This window comes from Streptomyces sp. NPDC001231, assembly GCF_042896885.1.
Taxonomy (GTDB): Bacteria; Actinomycetota; Actinomycetes; order Streptomycetales; family Streptomycetaceae; genus Streptomyces.
Genome location: NZ_JBIAXS010000009.1, coordinates 1 through 16,374, shown reverse-complemented (window position 1 = coordinate 16,374; position 16,374 = coordinate 1). Strand labels below are relative to the sequence as shown.

The 16,374-nt window shown below is 72.4% G+C and carries 11 protein-coding genes; 3 read left to right on the top strand and 8 right to left on the bottom strand.

Annotation, left to right across the window (positions count from 1 at the left end; translation table 11 throughout):
- The first annotated feature begins 235 nt into the window (after positions 1 to 235).
- Complete coding sequence (locus ACFY3J_RS12955) at positions 236 to 670, top strand: MarR family winged helix-turn-helix transcriptional regulator (protein ID WP_384180028.1); 435 nt, start codon at positions 236 to 238, stop codon at positions 668 to 670.
- Positions 671 to 725: 55 nt separating this feature from the next.
- Here ACFY3J_RS12955 and ACFY3J_RS12950 read toward each other — a convergent pair whose 3' ends face one another.
- The 3 genes from ACFY3J_RS12950 to ACFY3J_RS12940 all read right to left on the bottom strand — a co-directional run bounded on the left by ACFY3J_RS12950 (position 726) and on the right by ACFY3J_RS12940 (position 8,118).
- Positions 726 to 1,112, bottom strand: a complete 387-nt coding sequence (locus ACFY3J_RS12950) for an STAS domain-containing protein (RefSeq protein WP_384180030.1) — start codon at positions 1,110 to 1,112, stop codon at positions 726 to 728.
- Positions 1,113 to 1,304: 192 nt separating this feature from the next.
- Complete coding sequence (locus tag ACFY3J_RS12945) at positions 1,305 to 3,746, bottom strand: SpoIIE family protein phosphatase (RefSeq protein WP_390840863.1); 2,442 nt, start codon at positions 3,744 to 3,746, stop codon at positions 1,305 to 1,307.
- A 97-nt stretch (positions 3,747 to 3,843) separates the two neighbouring features.
- Positions 3,844 to 8,118: a HAMP domain-containing protein gene (locus ACFY3J_RS12940; protein ID WP_390840862.1), complete on the bottom strand. Its 4,275-nt coding sequence runs from the start codon at positions 8,116 to 8,118 to the stop codon at positions 3,844 to 3,846.
- 264 nt (positions 8,119 to 8,382) lie between these two features.
- Between ACFY3J_RS12940 and ACFY3J_RS12935 the strand changes: the two genes are divergently transcribed.
- A complete protein-coding gene (locus ACFY3J_RS12935) occupies positions 8,383 to 8,853 on the top strand; it encodes an STAS domain-containing protein (protein WP_390840861.1) in 471 nt (156 codons plus the stop codon).
- A 160-nt stretch (positions 8,854 to 9,013) separates the two neighbouring features.
- Complete coding sequence (locus ACFY3J_RS12930; protein WP_384180039.1) at positions 9,014 to 9,385, top strand: PRC-barrel domain-containing protein; 372 nt, start codon at positions 9,014 to 9,016, stop codon at positions 9,383 to 9,385.
- An 83-nt stretch (positions 9,386 to 9,468) separates the two neighbouring features.
- On the opposite strand, the gene ACFY3J_RS12925 is transcribed toward ACFY3J_RS12930, so the two are convergent.
- The 5 genes from ACFY3J_RS12925 to ACFY3J_RS12905 form a co-directional block, all read right to left on the bottom strand.
- Positions 9,469 to 9,903: an ATP-binding protein gene (locus ACFY3J_RS12925; RefSeq protein WP_384180041.1), complete on the bottom strand. Its 435-nt coding sequence runs from the start codon at positions 9,901 to 9,903 to the stop codon at positions 9,469 to 9,471.
- A 275-nt stretch (positions 9,904 to 10,178) separates the two neighbouring features.
- Positions 10,179 to 12,086, bottom strand: coding sequence for an AMP-dependent synthetase/ligase (locus ACFY3J_RS12920; protein ID WP_384180043.1), 1,908 nt, complete (start codon positions 12,084 to 12,086; stop codon positions 10,179 to 10,181).
- A gap of 133 nt (positions 12,087 to 12,219) precedes the next feature.
- Positions 12,220 to 14,442 carry a 1,4-alpha-glucan branching enzyme gene (glgB, locus tag ACFY3J_RS12915; protein ID WP_390840860.1) on the bottom strand — a complete coding sequence of 741 codons (2,223 nt, stop codon included), beginning with the start codon at positions 14,440 to 14,442 and terminating at the stop codon, positions 12,220 to 12,222.
- A gap of 4 nt (positions 14,443 to 14,446) precedes the next feature.
- Positions 14,447 to 15,835: a maltokinase gene (locus ACFY3J_RS12910; protein WP_384180084.1), complete on the bottom strand. Its 1,389-nt coding sequence runs from the start codon at positions 15,833 to 15,835 to the stop codon at positions 14,447 to 14,449.
- A 29-nt stretch (positions 15,836 to 15,864) separates the two neighbouring features.
- Positions 15,865 to 16,374 (bottom strand): alpha-glucosidase C-terminal domain-containing protein (locus ACFY3J_RS12905; protein WP_390840859.1); only part of this gene is annotated, 510 nt, incomplete at its 5' end.

Below are 16,374 nucleotides of genomic sequence, written 5' to 3'. Positions count from 1 at the left end.
TGCGAATCCGCCCCCGGGCGGCACGGCGGTGCGACCGTTGCCGGGCGACAACTGTAACCACAGGCCGACCTCGCACGACACCGCGTCCGGACGACGCGGCCCGGGCCGCGGCCCGGGCCGCGGCCCGGGCCCCGAGCGCGGTCGGGACGGGCCACCGGGGCGAGCTGACAGCCCGCGTCAACCCTGCGAGAGTGTCGGCGTGACGTCCTCCCACCCGCCAGGCGAGGTGGTGCGCGTGACCTCCACGGCGGCCGAGCTGCTGGAGGTCCTGTGGGGCCGCGCGTCCACGGCGCCCGTCTCCGCCGCCCAGCTCAGGGTGCTGCTCGTCCTGGAACACGACGAAGGCATCAACCTGCGCACCCTCGCCGGCGCCCTGGGCTCCACGCCGCCGTCCACGAGCAGGCTCTGCGACCGGCTGGAGGCGGGGGGCTTCGTACGGCGGCAGGTGGCCGCCACCAGCCGCCGGGAGGTGGAACTGCGCCTCAGCCGCCGCGGCAGAGCCTTCCTGGCCGACGTGCGTTCGCGCCGGGAGACGGAGCTGCGGTCCGTGCTGGAGCGGATGTCGACGGGCCGGCGGGTGGCGCTGCTGACCGGGCTCGAGGGCTTCTGCGCGGCCGCATCGGCACTGATCCACGACGGCGGCGCGGCGGGCGACGCCCGCACGGCCTGACACCGTCCCCGTACGCGCTCGGCGGTCCTGGCGCTCCCCGCGCCCGCCGACGCGCTCACTTCGCCTCCGGCTCCTGCGGCTGCCGGTCCACCAGGGCCAGCGCCTCCTCGGCGCTCCGCGAGACCGGCACCGTGATGCTGACCCCCGTGAGATCGAGGATCCGCAGCACCGCCGGGGTGGGGGCGATGATGTGCACGCTGCCCGCCCGCTCCCGGGCCTCCTGGTACACCCGCAGGATGATGTTCATCCCCGAGGAGTCCATGAAGGGGACGGCGGACAGCTCCAGCAGGAAGTGCCGTCGGCCGTGGTGGAGCTGGTTGGCCAGATGGGCCTGCAACTCGGTCGCGGTGTCGACGTCCAGGTAACCCTCGACCGTGAGCAGGGCGACATCCTCCCGGGGCAGGGTGACCTCCACGGACAGTGGATTGTGGGCAAGGGGCACGGATACCTCCAACGGGTGCTGACGGCCGGCCAGTGGCGGCTACCCCCGTCGACGCCTTCGACGCACACCGGTCGTGCACCGGCGACGTGATCCATTTCGCGTCACCGGCGACGGGCGGCACCCCGCACTGCGCATCCGCGCCTACCCCCGAACGGGGCCGCCATGCGTCGGACCGGGCACGACCGCTCGCCGTCAGGCGACCCGGATGCCCACGATGCACGTGTCGTCGTCCGTGTCCGACCTGCTGTAGGTCAGCAGCCGGTCCAGCTGCTGGTCCAGGGTCCTGGGCGCCGAACGGACCGTGGTCAGCAGATGGCTGAGCGACTCCTCCACGGAGCGGTCCCGGCGCTCGATCAGACCGTCGGTGTACATCAGCAGCGTGTCCTGCGGCGCGAACCGAAGCTCGGCCTCCTCGTACGCGGCCTCCGCCACCGCGCCCAGCAGCATGCCCCGGACCAGCGGCAGCGGCGCCGCCTCCGCGCCGCGCACCAGCACGGGCGGCAGATGGCCCGCCCGGGCCCAGCGCAGGGTGCGCCGCCGGGGGTCGTACAGGGCGCAGACCGCGGTGGCGGTGACGGCACCGGTCAGATGGTGCGCCACGATGTTGAGCCACGACAGCAGCTGGCCCGGCCCGGCCCCGGTCACGGCCAGGCCCCGCAGCGCGTTGCGCAGCACCACCATGCTGGTGGCCGCCTCGATGCCGTGGCCGGCGACGTCGCCGACGCACAGCAGCACGAGCCCGGAGGGCAGCACCACGGCGTCGTACCAGTCGCCGCCCACCAACTGCTCGGTCTCCGCCGGCCGGTAGCGCACCGCGACCTCCAGCCCGCTCACCCGCAGCGGCGCCTGGGTCGGCGGCATGATGGCGTGCTGCAACTGGAGTGTCAGCCGGTTGCGCTCGGTCGCCTGCTGCTCGGTGTGCGCGAGCTGGTCGCGCGTGGCGGCGAGCGCGACCTCCGTCCAGTGCTGCGCGGAGATGTCCTGGTAGGCGCCGCGCACCACGAACAGCCGCCCGTCGGTGTCCAGGACCGGCTCGGCCACCACCCGGATGTGCCGGGTCACCCCGTCGGGCCGCTGGAGCCGGAAGGCCGCGGAGGCCGGGTGGCGGTGGTGCAGCAGCGTGCGCAGGAACCGCCGGATGGCCACGGCGTCGTCCGGGTGGGCGTGCGCGGGCAGCTCCTCCAGCGGCACCGGGGTGCTCGACGGGGCGCGGCCGTAGAGGCCGAACAGCTGGTCGTTCCAGGTGATCTCGCCCGTCAGCAGGTTCTCCTCGAAGCCGCCGATGCGGCCGAGGCGCTGCGCGTGCTGGAGCAGGCTCGCCAGCCGTGCCGTCTCGTCCTCGATACGCCATATCAGCAGCACGCTGCCGCCGTGCCGGCTGATGCTGATGTCCGCCACCGCCGACAGCGGCACCTGGTCGACCAGCGCCGTCAGATGCATCCGGTGCGCCCGGTACACCTCACCCGTGGCGTACACCCGCTCCACCCGCTGGAACAGCTCGCTCTTCCCGGCGGCCATGGGAAAGGCCTCCAGGAGCAGCGCGCCGTTGACCACGGCCCGCGGCCGGCCGGCCGGATCCAGGAAGCGGCTGTTGACGTGCTGGATGCGGAAGTCCACCAGCTGTCCGTCACCGTCGACGTGCGGGACCAGCACCAGGGCCGGGTCGTGCAGCCCGTCGGCCAGGTCCATCAGCTCGGCGGCGTCCGGCAGCACCCGCGGTTCCTGTCCCGCGTCCTGGCCCGGCGTGGACGTCCCCAGGGTGTGCGCGCACAGTTCGGCGAGGGCCTCCACCTGGCGTACGACCTGGGGCGGCTGCGGCTCCAGCGGTCCGGGCCAGGCGATCTCCAGCACCCCGTGGATACGGCCGCCGGTGCCGGCGGGCACCGCCACCCGGCCACCGTCCGGGTGCAGGTGCCGCCCGATGGTGGGCAGTCCCGTCGCGGCGAGCGAGGTGAACCACTGGCCGGTGCGCTCGGTGAGTCCACGGCGGGCCACCGTGGCCACCTCCGGCGGCACATAACGCCACCGGGTGGCCTCCGCCGGGGAGAAACCGGCGCTGCCCGACAGGGCCAGCGAGCCGTCGGCGCCCGCCGCCCAGACCGCCACGGCCACCGCGCCCAGCGGGCGCAGCGCGTGCTCCAGCAGCGAGTCGGCGACGGCCTGGGTGTCGTCCGCCGCCAGTGCCCCGCTCTCCGCGGCCCGCAGCCGCACGGCCGAATCGCGCTCCGCCGCCCCCTCGGCGGCGGCCAGGAAGGCGTCGGTGACCTCGGAGACGCGGTCGCGGGCGGCCTGGTTGATGACCTCCACCGCGAACTCCAGCGGCGTCACGCGGGCCTGCCCGGCCAGTTCGGCGAGCTGCCGGGCGGCCTGCGCCGGACCGCAGCCCAGCCGCTCCACCAGGATGCCCTTGGCGAGTTCGATCAGGGCCCGGCCCTCGGCCTCCGCCTGCGCGGCGCGCACTTCGCGGCGCAGCCGCTCCACGGTGGCGGCCAGCCGCCCCACGGGGGACGTGGGACAGGCCGCCGCGGGATCGGCCGGTGCCGGGCCGCCGGCGGGCGGCTGCGCCTCCGACGCGGACGGCTCCGGAACCGGCCCGGCGCCGGCCGGATCGCGCTGCTGCTCGGACGTGCTCACGATGGACAAGCTCCTCGGCTGAACGGCGCTGGGGTGCGGGAGGTGCCGCGGCGGACCGGGCCCGCCCCGCCGCTGCGCGGGGCGGGCGCCGACGCGCTCACGCGGACAGCCAGTGCCGGACGCAGGCGATGAGGTCGTCCGTGTCGACGGGCTTGGTGACGTAGTCGCTCGCCCCGGACGCCAGTGACTTCTCCCGGTCCCCGGGCATCGCCTTCGCGGTGACGGCGATGATCGGCAGCTCGGCGTACTGCGGCAGCCTGCGGATCTCGGACGTCGCGGTGTAGCCGTCCATCTCCGGCATCATCACGTCCATCAGGACGAGCGCGACGTCGGGGTTGCCGACCAGCGTCTCGATGCCCTTGCGCCCATTCTCCGCGTGCAGCACCCGGAAGCCGTGCAGCTCCAGGATCCCGCTCAGCGCGAACAGGTTGCGCGCGTCGTCGTCGACGACCAGGACGGTACGGCCCGAGAAGACACCGTCGACGGGTGGCGCGAGGTCCCGCGGCTCGTCGGCCCGCACCAGGGACAGCACGTCCCCGGGCTCCTCGGCCGACAGGTGCAGGGCGATGCGCTCGCGCAACTCGTCGAGGCTGGAGAGGAATTCGAGCGATCCGTCGTCCCCGCGCGAGCGCAGCGCCTCCGCCCGGGCCACGTCCGGACGCCGGCCGCTGTGCACGAGCACCGGTACGCCCGCCAGAGCCGAGTCGCCCTGAAGCGCCCGGAGGAACCGGGACGCCTCCCGCTCGGGCATGTCCAGGTCGAGGACGACGCAGTGGCACGGCTCGGCGGCCAGCGCCCCCGCCGCCTCCTGCGCCCCCATGGCGGTGATGACGTCCACGGTGGGCAGCGCGCCCGCGTCGTCGGCGCTGTGCCGGACCACGTCCGCGACCACGCTCTCGGCGACCAGGGTCAGCAGCCCGCGGGAACGCTCCTCGACGACCAGCAGCCGCCGCCTGCGCGGCCCGTCGCCGCCCGAGTGCGTCCGCGCGGCCTCCCGGTCCGCCGCGGCGGCCGGCACCAGCTCGGCCGGACCCCTCTGCGGGGTCCGGCCGCCGCCGAGCACCTGCTCGAAGTCGGGGCGGGCCACCGGCAGGAAGAGCGTGAACGTGCTGCCCCGGCCGGGCACGCTGTCCACGGCGACGGCACCGCCGAGCAGATGCGCGATCTCCCGCGTGATGGACAGCCCGAGGCCGGTCCCGCCGTACTTGCGGCTGGTGGTGCCGTCCGCCTGCTGGAAGGCACCGAAGATCGTCTCCAGGTGCTGTTCCGGGATGCCGATGCCGGTGTCCTTGACCCGGAAGGCCACGACCGCGCCGCCCCGCACGACGCCCTCGGGCACCTCGTCGTCCGCGGCCGGCTCGATGCACAGCTCGACGCCGCCCTGCTCGGTGAACTTCACGGCGTTGGACAGCAGGTTGCGCAGGATCTGGCGCAGCCGGGAGTCGTCGGTGAGCAGGTCCGCGGGCGCGCCCGTCGCCGTGGTGACCGCGAACTGAAGGCCCTTCTGCGTCGTCATCGGCTGGAAGGTGGCCTCGACGTAGTCGATGAGCTGGCGCAGCGACACCCGCTCCGGGGTGACGTCCATCTTGCCCGCCTCGACCTTCGACAGATCCAGGATGTCGTTGATCAACTGGAGCAGGTCACTGCCCGCGGAGTGGATGATCCCCGCGTACTCGACCTGCTTCGGGGTGAGATTGCGCGAGGGGTTCTGGGCGAGCAACTGGGCGAGGATGAGCAGGCTGTTGAGCGGGGTGCGCAGCTCGTGGCTCATGTTCGCCAGGAACTCCGACTTGTACTTCGAGGCCAGCGACAACTGCTGGGCGCGGGCCTCCAGTTCCTGCCGGGCCTGCTCGATCTGGAGGTTCTTCGCCTCGATGTCGCGGTTCTGCTCCGCCAGCAGCGAGGCCTTGTCCTCCAGTTCGGCGTTGGAGCGCTGGAGCTCGTCCTGCTGCGACTGCAACTCGGCCGAGCGGGCCTGGAGTTCGGCCGTCAGCCGTTGGGACTCGTCGAGCAGCTCGTCGGTGCGGGCGTTGGCCACGATGGTGTTGACGTTGACCCCGAGGGCCTCGCGCAGCTGCTCCAGGAAGTCCCGGTGCACCGGCGTGAACGCGGTGACCGACGCCAGCTCGATGACGCCGAGGACCTGGTCCTCGAACAGGATCGGCAACAGGATCAGCGCGGTCGGCACCGACTGGCCGAGTCCGGAGGAGATGGTGACGTACCCCGCCGGCAGTTCGCCGACCGTGATGGTACGGCGGCTGCGCGCGGCCTGGCCGACCAGTGAGCGGCCGAAGGAGAAACGGGTGGGCCGGTCGTCGTCGGGCCTGCCGTAGGAGCCGACGAGCCGCAGCTCGGGGCCGCGCTCACCGTCCTCGGCCAGATAGAAGGCGCCGTACTGCGCCGACACCAGCGGGGTCAGCTCATCCATGATCAGCTCGGCCACGACCGGCAGGTCGCGGTGCCCCTGCATCAGGCCGGTGATCCGCGCCAGGTTGGACTTGAGCCAGTCCTGCTCCTGGTTGGCCCGGGTGGTCTCGCGCAGGGACTCCACCATGGAGTTGATGTTGTCCTTGAGTTCGGCGACCTCGCCGGAGGCCTCCACGGTGATCGAGCGGGTCAGGTCGCCCTCCGCCACGGCGCTGGCCACCGCGCCGATCGCCCGCACCTGCCGGGTCAGGTTGCCGGCCAGCTCGTTGACGTTCTCCGTGAGCCGCTTCCAGGTGCCCGAGACGCCCTCGACCTCGGCCTGTCCGCCGAGGCGTCCCTCGGTGCCGACCTCGCGGGCGACGCGGGTGACCTCGTCGGCGAAGGCGGAGAGGGTGTCGACCATCGTGTTGATGGTCGTCTTCAGCTCCAGGATCTCGCCGCGCGCGTCGACGTCGATCTTCTTCGACAGGTCGCCCCTGGCCACCGCGGTCGTCACCAGCGCGATGTTGCGCACCTGACCGGTGAGGTTGTTCGCCATCGAGTTGACGTTGTCGGTCAGGTCCTTCCAGGTGCCCGCGACGTTGGGCACGTGCGCCTGTCCGCCGAGGCGTCCCTCGGTGCCGACCTCGCGGGCGACGCGGGTGACCTCGTCGGCGAACGCGGACAGGGTGTCGACCATCGTGTTGATCACGTCGGCCAGGGCCGCGACCTCGCCCTCGGCCTCGACCGTGATCTTGCGGGACAGATCGCCGCGGGCCACGGCGGTGGCGACCTGGGCGATCGACCGGACCTGCCCGGTCAGGTTGGACGCCATCACGTTGACGTTGTCGGTGAGGTCCTTCCACGTGCCGGAGACGCCCTGGACGTCGGCCTGTCCGCCGAGGCGTCCTTCGGTGCCGACTTCTCGGGCGACGCGGGTGACTTCGTCGGCGAAGGCGGAGAGCTGGTCGACCATCGTGTTGATGGTGTTCTTGAGTTCGAGGATCTCGCCGCGGGCGTCGACGGTGATCTTCTGGGAGAGGTCGCCCTCGGCGACCGCCGTCGCCACCTGGGCGACGTTGCGGACCTGGGCGGTGAGGTTGCCCGCCATGAAGTTGACGGAGTCGGTCAGGTCCCGCCAGGTGCCCTTGACGCCCTGGACGTCGGCCTGTCCGCCGAGGCGTCCTTCGGTGCCGACTTCTCGGGCGACGCGGGTGACTTCGTCGGCGAAGGCGGAGAGCTGGTCGACCATCGTGTTGATGGTGTTCTTGAGTTCGAGGATCTCGCCGCGGGCGTCGACGGTGATCTTCTGGGAGAGGTCGCCCTTGGCCACCGCGGTCGTCACCTGGGCGACGTTGCGGACCTGGGCGGTGAGGTTGCCCGCCATGAAGTTGACGGAGTCGGTCAGGTCCCGCCACACACCGGCCACTCCGGGCACCTTGGCCTGTCCGCCGAGGCGTCCTTCCGTCCCGGCTTCTCGGGCGACGCGGGTGACTTCGTCGGCGAAGGCGGAGAGCTGGTCGACCATCGTGTTGACGGTCTCCTTGAGCTGCAGGATCTCGCCGCGCGCGGGCACGTCGATCTTCTGCGACAGATCACCCTTCGCCACCGCGGTCGCCACCTGCGCGATGTCACGCACCTGGGTGGTCAGGTTGCCCGCCATGGCATTGACCGAGTCGGTCAGATCGGCCCAGGTGCCCGAGACCCCCGGCACCTCCGCCTGACCGCCGAGTGTGCCCTCGGTGCCGACCTCCCGGGCCACCCGGGTGACTTCGGAGGTGAACACGGACAACTGGTCGACCATCCCGTTGAACACGGTCGCGATGTCGCCCATGAGCCCGTCGGCGTCCTCCGGCAGGCGCGTGCCGAAGTCGCCGTCCCGCACGGCCGTCAGGCCGGCCAGGAGCTGCCGCAGCTCCCGGTCGCCCGGAACGGCGTCGAGGACCTCGGTTCTGTCGCTGGTCATGCGCACCCTCGTCCCGCTCCCCAGGAGTCCTCGCCGGTGAGGACTCGGACATCTCCAACGGGCCGCCGCGGGCCCGCCGACGTGCGTGCATTTCCGCGATTTCACGGATCTGCGTGATGAGAAATACGCCGCAGGCTAACCCACCCGGCCCGCCCCGAACAAAACACGTACGTCAATATCCGGCCCGGTGAATTCGCCCCCGTACGCCGTGCATGACCTCGGGGTTCAGGGGTACGCGGACGTTTTGACCGCATGGCGTACCGCATGACGCCCCGTGCGGAAGAACCCGAAGACCCCGGCCCCGGAAACGCCCGTATGACAACAATGCCGCCTTCGCCCTTCAGCCTCTCCGCGGAGACCCGTGGATCCGTTGTCGTGGTTCGCGTGGGAGGCGACCTCGACTACCTCACCCACGGCCAACTCCTGGACGCGGTGACCGTGGTGCTCACCCGGCGCCACGCGGCACGGCACCCGGTCGCCGACATACGCCTGGAGTTCTCACGACTCGGGAGCGTCGACTCCTCCGGCCTGTCCGCGCTGCTCCAGATCCGGCGCCTCGTGGACGAGGCGGGCGTCGCACTCCACCTGGACGAGCGTCCGGCCGTCCTGGACCGGCTGCTGGACATGACCGGAACGCTGGAACTGCTCACCTGCCCGCCCGAGAACAGATCCCCGCCCGAGAACATCTCCGCGCCCGAGGACGCCACCAGGCCCGCTCGTCCGCCGGCGACCTGAGCCCGCGTGGCGACCGCGCCTCCCGTCTCCGGCCCCCGCTCTTCGCGGCGCGGCGCCGAATGCCGTGGTCGGAGAAGGGTAGTTGGTGCGGTGGGAGCCGACGGACCGGGACCGCCGGCCCGAGGCTCGTGACACGTCAGCCCGGGGAGGAAGGAGCAGCGTGACCATAGACAGGATCTGGTCGTATCCGCCGCAGGTCGCTCGTACCGAGGAAGAGGACCTGACCGGCTTCACCGTCGTCGCCACCGACGGGACCGTGGGCCACGTGGACCGGGAGGGCGGCCACTCCGGGATGCGGCACCTGGTCGTGGACACCGGGGTGTGGGTGTTCGGCAGGAGCATGCTGGTGCCGGTCGGCATGGTCGCCGGCATCGACCGCGCGGAGCGGAGGATCACGGTGGCCTGTTCACGTGGGCAGATCAAGGCGGCGCCGCCCTTCAGGACCGACAGCGAGACCAGGGACCCGGGGTATCTGACGCGGGTGGCTGCCTACTACCACGGGCTTCCGCCCCGCGAGGCGACCAGCGCCTGAACCGGTGCGGCCCGCGGGGCGGGTCCCGACACCGCGACCGAGCCCGGACCCCGTCCGCAGCCGGGGCTCCGGGTGATCGGGGTTCACCAGGGCAGGAAGACGTGCACGTCCTTGCCGTGATCGTTGACCACCACGCTCACCTGGTCGCACAGGGTGTGGATCAGGTGCCAGCCGATGCCGCCGCCGCCCCGGCTGGGGCGGAAGGGCCGCGGGGCCGGACGTGTGGTGCTGGTGTCGCTGAGCGTCACGTGCACCCCGTCGAAGGTACGCCGCATCCGCAGCTCGAACGGCCCCGGCGCGTACTGCACCGCGTTCGCCGCGAGTTCCGTGACGACCAGCAGGATGTCGTCCCAGTGCTCGGGTGTCGCCGGCAGCGAGAGCCGTGCGACCTCGTCGAGGAACTCCTCCGCGGCGAGTCGCGCACCCGTGACATGGTGCAACTCACCCGCGAAGCGGGCGGTGCGGCTCGGAATGCCCTCGCTGGCCAGTGTGTCGTCCCCAGGCGGCTCGAATGCCATCTCGCCTTCCGGCCCGGCCCCGTCGGCCGGGCTGTCGTCCTTTCTTTCCCTTGCGTCCACTGTCTTGTTCCCAGGGGCGCGGAGCCTACGCTCGGGCGTCGCAGGAAGCGGAAGGCAGACAGCCGGCCGGGGGCGGACGGCGGTACGAAGCGGGCAGCACGAAGCCGGCAGGAGGCTGACGGCAGCAGGTCGGCGGCAGGTCGGGAGCATGTCGGCGGCAGAGAAATGGCAGCGGGCAGCCGGCCCCGTACGGGTCCCGTGTTCTTCTGCCCGCGTCAGCGGAAGACGTTGTCGGAGTCGTCCCAGTCGGCCATCGGGTCGTGCGCGGTGTCCTGGCGCGGAAAGCGGCTCCGCGCCTGGTACATGGCGTCGATCTCGACCGCGTAGTGCCGCACAATGGCGTCCCTGCGCAGCTTCATCGACGGTGTGAGCAGCCCGCTGGCCACGTCGAAGGGCGCGGGCAGCACCCGGAAGACCCGGATGGACTCCGAGCGGGAGACGGCGCTGTTCGCGGCGGCCACCGCCCGCTCGATCTCCTCCCGCAGAGCGTTCTCCTCGCGCGCCTCCTGCCCCGGCGCGTCCTCCTGCAAGGCCAGTGCCGCACGCCAGTGGGCCAGGAACTCCGGATCCAGGGTGATCAGCGCGCCCACGCAGGGACGGTTGTCGCCCACGACCACCGCCTGGTGGACCAGCGGATGCATCCGCAGCCGCTGCTCCAGCGGCGCCGGGGCCACGCTCTTGCCGCCGCTGGTGACGATGATGTCCTTCTTGCGCCCGGTGATCGTCAGATAACCCTCGGCGTCCAGCTTCCCGATGTCCCCCGTGGCCAGCCAGCCGCCGCGCAGCGCGGCCCCGGTCGCGGCCTCGTCGCCCACGTACCCCTGGAACACCGACGGCCCCTGGACCAGGATCTCCCCGTCCTCCGCCACCTCGATCGCCGTGCCCGGCAGCGCCGTGCCGACGGTCCCCGACTTCTCCCGGCCCAGCGGCTGCATGGTGATGCCGCCCGCGGTCTCCGTGAGCCCGTATCCGTCGTGCACGTAGATGCCGATGCCCTCGTAGAACAAGATGAGTTCGCGGCTCAGCGGGGAGCCGCCGGAGGTGGCGCGGACCACCCTGCCGCCCAGCGCGGTCCGCAGCTTGCGGTACACCGTCCGCTCGTACAGGGCGTGTTGCAGCCGCAGGTCGAGCCCCGGGCCCGGACCCTGGCCCAACCGCTGCCGCTCCGACGCCGCGGCGAAGTCCCGGGCCGTGTCGGCCGCCCGCTCGAACAGCGCGCCGCGGCCGGTCTGCCGGGCCGCGTGCAGGAAGTTCTTGTAGATCTTCTCGAAGACGGAGGGCACGGCGTAGAAGTACGTCGGCCTGAACGTGCGCAGCGCCGACGTCAGAGCCTCTTCGCCCAGCTCCGGTTCGTGGCCCATCAGGACGCCGCCGCGGATGCACAGGCCCTGGACCATCAGCCCGTACACGTGCGAGAAGGGCAGGAAGGCGAGCACCGACGCCTGCTCTCCGGGCGGCGCGGCGGTGTGCCCCCAGCCGGCCAGCAGCGTGTCGCAGGGGCTCGCCAGCGCGCGGTGGCTCAGCGCGCAGCCCAGGGCGCGGCCCGTCGTGCCGGAGGTGTACGCGATCGCCGCGGTCGCGTCCGGCAGCACGATCCGGCGCAGCGAGTCCACCGTGGTCGGCGGTATCACCGCTCCCCGTTCGACCAGGTGCTCCAGCGCCCCCGCGTCCAGCTGCCACACGTGCTGGAGCCGGGGCAGCTTCGCGCACACCGGGCCGACGGTCATCACACCCTGCTCGTCCTCGACGACGACGGCCACGCACTCGGAGTCCCGCAGGATCCACTCGACCTGCTCGCGCGAGGAGGTCGGGTAGATCGGGACGACCTCGGCGCCGACCGCCCACAGCGCGTACGCGAGGACCGTCCACTCGTACCGGGTGCGGGCCATGACCGCCACGCGGTGGCCGGGCGAGATCCTGGCTGCTACCAGCCCCCTGGCCAGGTCGATCACCTGGTCCCGCAGCTCCACGGCGGTCACCTCCTCCCACACCGGGGAGGAGGGGTCGGCGCGGCGCGCGAGCACCGGCAGGGTGGGACGGGTCTCCGCGGTCTCGAAGACGCTGTCGGCGAGCCCGCCGGCCAGCGGGGCGACGGCGGACGGAGCGAGGGCGAAGTCGCGCATGCGCTGCTCCTGGGGTTTACGGAGGTGACTCCGCCGATGAGTGGGGTGGTCGACGCGGATCGAATGTAGCCCAGGTCAGCGCGTGCCGGGCCCCGAACCGGGAAGTAGCCCCGTTCCCCGCGCCCCCGCCCGCTCAGGCGGGGTGCGGAGTCAGCCAGAGCGTGGCGAGCGGTGGCAGCGTGAGCCTGAGGTGCCCGTCCTCCGGTTCGAGCGGCCCGGGGTTGGCGACGTCGCCGCCGCCGTAGCGGGCGGCGTCGGTATTCAGGACCTCGCGCCATGCCGTGACCACGCCCGGCACGTCCAGGCGGTAGCCCTCGCGCACCACGGGGGAGAAGTTCGACACCGCCAGCAGCGGGCCGCCGGCCGCGTCGTGGCGCAGGAACGCGTAGACGTTGTCGTCGGCGGCGTCCACGGCCACCCAGCGGAAGCCCTCGGGCCGGGTGTCGCGCTGCCACAGGGCCGGTGTGGCCCGGTAGAGCGTGTTGAGGTCGCGCACCAGGTCCCGCACCCCGCGGTGGTCGCCCGCGGCGCAGTAGTCCTCGTCGAGCAGCCACCACTCGGGCCCGTGTTGCTCGGAGAACTCGCCTCCCTGGGCGAACTCCTGGCCCATGAACAGCAGTTGCTTGCCCGGGTGGGCCCACATGAAGCCCAGGTACGCGCGGTGGTTCGCGCGTCGCTGCCACCAGTCGCCGGGCATCTTCGACACCAGCGCCCGCTTGCCGTGCACCACCTCGTCGTGCGAGATCGGCAGGACGTAGTTCTCGCTGTAGGCGTACACCATCGCGAAGGTCATCTCGTGGTGGTGGTACTTGCGGTGCACGGGCTCCTTGCTCATGTACTGGAGCGAGTCGTGCATCCAGCCCATGTTCCACTTCAGCCCGAAGCCCAGGCCACCGCTGTCGGTCGGCGCGGTCACCCCGCCCCAGGCGGTCGACTCCTCGGCGATGGTCACCACGCCCGGAGCGCGCCGGTACACGGTGGCGTTCATCTCCTGGAGGAACGCCATCGCGTCCAGGTCCTCCCGGCCGCCGTACGCGTTGGGCGTCCACTGGCCGGAGTCGCGCGAGTAGTCCAGGTAGAGCATGGAGGCCACCGCGTCCACCCGCAGGCCGTCGACGTGGAACTCCTCGCACCAGTACACGGCGTTCGCGACCAGGAAGTTGCGCACCTCCGTGCGGGCGAAGTCGAACTCGTACGTCCCCCAGTCGGGGTGCTCGGCGCGCTGGGCGTTCCCCGGCTCGTACAACGGGTCCCCGTCGAAGCGGGCCAGCGCCCAGTCGTCCTTGGGGAAGTGCGCCGGCACCCAGTCCATGATCACGCCGATCCCGGCCCGGTGGCAGGCGTCGACGAAGTACCGGAAGTCGTCCGGCGAGCCCAGGCGAGCGGTGGGGGCGTAGTAGGAGGTGACCTGGTAGCCCCAGGACGGCCCGAAGGGGTGCTCGGCCACCGGCATCAGCTCCACGTGCGTGAAGCCGAGGTCCTTGACGTACGCGGGCAGCCGCTCGGCCAGTTCGCGGTACGTCAGCCCCGGCCGCCAGGACGGCAGGTGGACCTCGTACACCGAGAACGGCGCCTCGTGCACCGGGATGTCCGCGCGGTGCGCCATCCACTCCTGGTCGCCCCACTCGTGGTGGGCGGCCGTCACGACGGACGCGGTGGCGGGCGGCACCTCGGTGCGCCGTGCCATCGGGTCGGCCTTGAGGAACCGGCCGCCGTACTGCGAGGTGATCTCGAACTTGTACTTCGCGCCCTCGCCGATCCCGGGCAGGAACAGCTCCCAGACGCCCGCCGCGCCCAGCGAGCGCATCGGGAAGGCGGTCCCGTCCCAGTGGCTGAAGTCGCCGGCCACCCGCACGCCCCGGGCGTTCGGCGCCCACACCGTGAACCGGGTGCCCCGCACGCCCTGGTGGGTCATCGGCTCCGCGCCCAGCGCCTGCCACAGCTGCTCGTGCCGGCCCTCCCGGATCAGGTGCAGGTCCAGCTCGCCGAGGGCGGGCAGGAAGCGGTAGGGGTCGTGGACCTCGTACTCGTCCCGCTCGTAGCCGACCACCAGGGTGTAGTCGGGGATCGCGGTCAGGGGCAGTACGGCCGAGAACAGCCCCTCGCCCTCCGAGGCGAGCGGGGTGTGCTCGCCGTCCACGACCACGCTCACCGCGCGGGCGAAGGGACGCAACACCCGCAGGGCGATCCCGCCCGGAACCGGATGCGCGCCGAGCAGCGCGTGCGGGTCGTGGTGGGCGCCGGACAGCAGGCGCTCACGGTCGGCGGGATCGAGCGGCGGGGCCGTCCGGGCCCGTACCGCCGCGGGCAGGACGGGGCCGGACGGCTCGGGAAGTGACGTGTCGCGCAGTGCCACCGGTTCAGCCTCCTCTCACGGCGAGACGTTCGATCGCCGCCATCGGTACGGCGAGCCAGTCGGGGCGGTGCCGGGCCTCGTACAGCACTTCGTACACGGCACGGTCCGTCTCGTAGGCCCGTAGCAGGGCGTGCTTCTTGCGGGGGTCCCAGCCGGCCCGGGAGGCGTAGCCGGCGCAGTACGCCTCCCGGCAGCGGCGCGCCCACTCCGGGCGCCAGGGGCGGCGCTGGCGGGCGGCGTAGTCGAAGGAGCGCAGCATCCCGGCCACGTCCCGCACCGGGGACTCGGGGATGCGGCGCTCGGCGAGCGGACGCGACGGCTCGCCCTCGAAGTCGATGACGAACCACTCGCGCCCGGCCCGCAGCACCTGGCCGAGGTGCAGGTCGCCGTGCACGCGCTGGGCGGGCGGTCCGGCGTCGCAGCTGGCCAGCGCGGCGAACGCGGTGCGTAGCCGGGTCGCGTACGGCCGCAGCGCGGGGACGCTGTGCGCGGCGGCCTCCAGATGCTCGGTCATCGTCGCGGCGGTGCGCGCGATGTCCTGGTGGGCGCCGGTGGGGAAGGCACCGGCCAGCGCCAGGTGGACCTCCGCGGTCGCCTGCCCCAACTGGTGCGCCCGGGTGGTGAAGTCGTCACCGGTGGCCAGGGCCCGCAGGGCCAGCGTCCAGCCGTCCGCCGCGTCGCGCAGGAACGGCTGGAGCACCCCGAGCGTCGCCGGCTCCGGTTGCGTGGTGCGGAACCAGGCCACCGGAGCGGGCACCCGGGTGCAGTCCTGCCCGGCCAGGGCCCACGGCACCTCCAGGTCCGGGTTGACGCCCGGCTGGATGCGGCGGAACACCTTCAGGATGAACTCGTCCCCGTACACGATCGAGGAGTTGGACTGCTCGGCGTCCAGCAGCCTGGGCACCAGGGCACCGGGGATCAGTACGGACGGGTCCGCCTCGAAGTGCAGCGGGCCCGAGGCACCGGGGTGGCGCATCCGCTCCAGGAGCAGCTGGGCCGAACGCGGGTCGCACAGCGCGTCGTAGACCGCGAGGCCGGCCAGCGGCCCCTCCTCGGGACGGCCGATGAACGCCCGGTGCAGGCGCGGGGCCGGCTGCCGCCGTACGCCGAGCAGCAGTTGATAGCAGTCGGCGGGCGGCGCGGCGGGCGTGCCGGTGGGGGCGGGGACCGTGCCGGGACCGGAGGGGACGCCCGCGTGCTCGGCGTGGAGGAGCAGATGCAGACAGTCCGGGAACAGCTCCGTCATCGACAGCAGACGCAGATCGGTGACGGGCCGGTCCTTGCCTGCGAACCAGCGCTGCCGCGGCAGCCATTCGCGCAGCAGCGAGCCGAGCGAGGCCATGGGGCCGGCCAGGCTCCCGGCGCTCGGCGTCAGCGACGCGGCCTTCGGCATGGTCACGCCTCCTTTCGTCGGCCGCACGCTCACACGCGTCGGCCGGTCCGGGATGCGACGTTGGCGGAGAGCCGGAACCAGTAGAAGCCGTGGCCCGCCAGGGTGAGCAGGTAGGGGAGTTCACCGATGGCCGGAAAGCGGACTCCGCCGATGAGTTCGACCGGGTGGCGTTCCTGGAAGGCCCGCAGGTCGAGTTCGGTGGGCTGGGCGAAGCGGGAGAAGTTGTGGACGCACAGGACCAGGTCGTCCTCGTACTCCCGCAGGAAGGCGATGACCGCGGGGTTGGAGGACTGGAGTTCGGTGAAGGAGCCGAGTCCGAAGGCGCGGTTCTGTTTGCGGATCTCGATCATGCGGCGGGTCCAGTGCAGCAGCGACGAGGGGGAGGACATCGACGCTTCGACGTTGGTGACCTGGTAGCCGTAGACGGGGTCCATGATCGTGGGCAGGTAGAGGCGGCCGGGGTCGCAGGAGGAGAAGCCGGCGTTGCGGTCGGGGGTCCACTGCATGGGGGTGCGTACGGCGTCGCGGTCGCCGAGCCA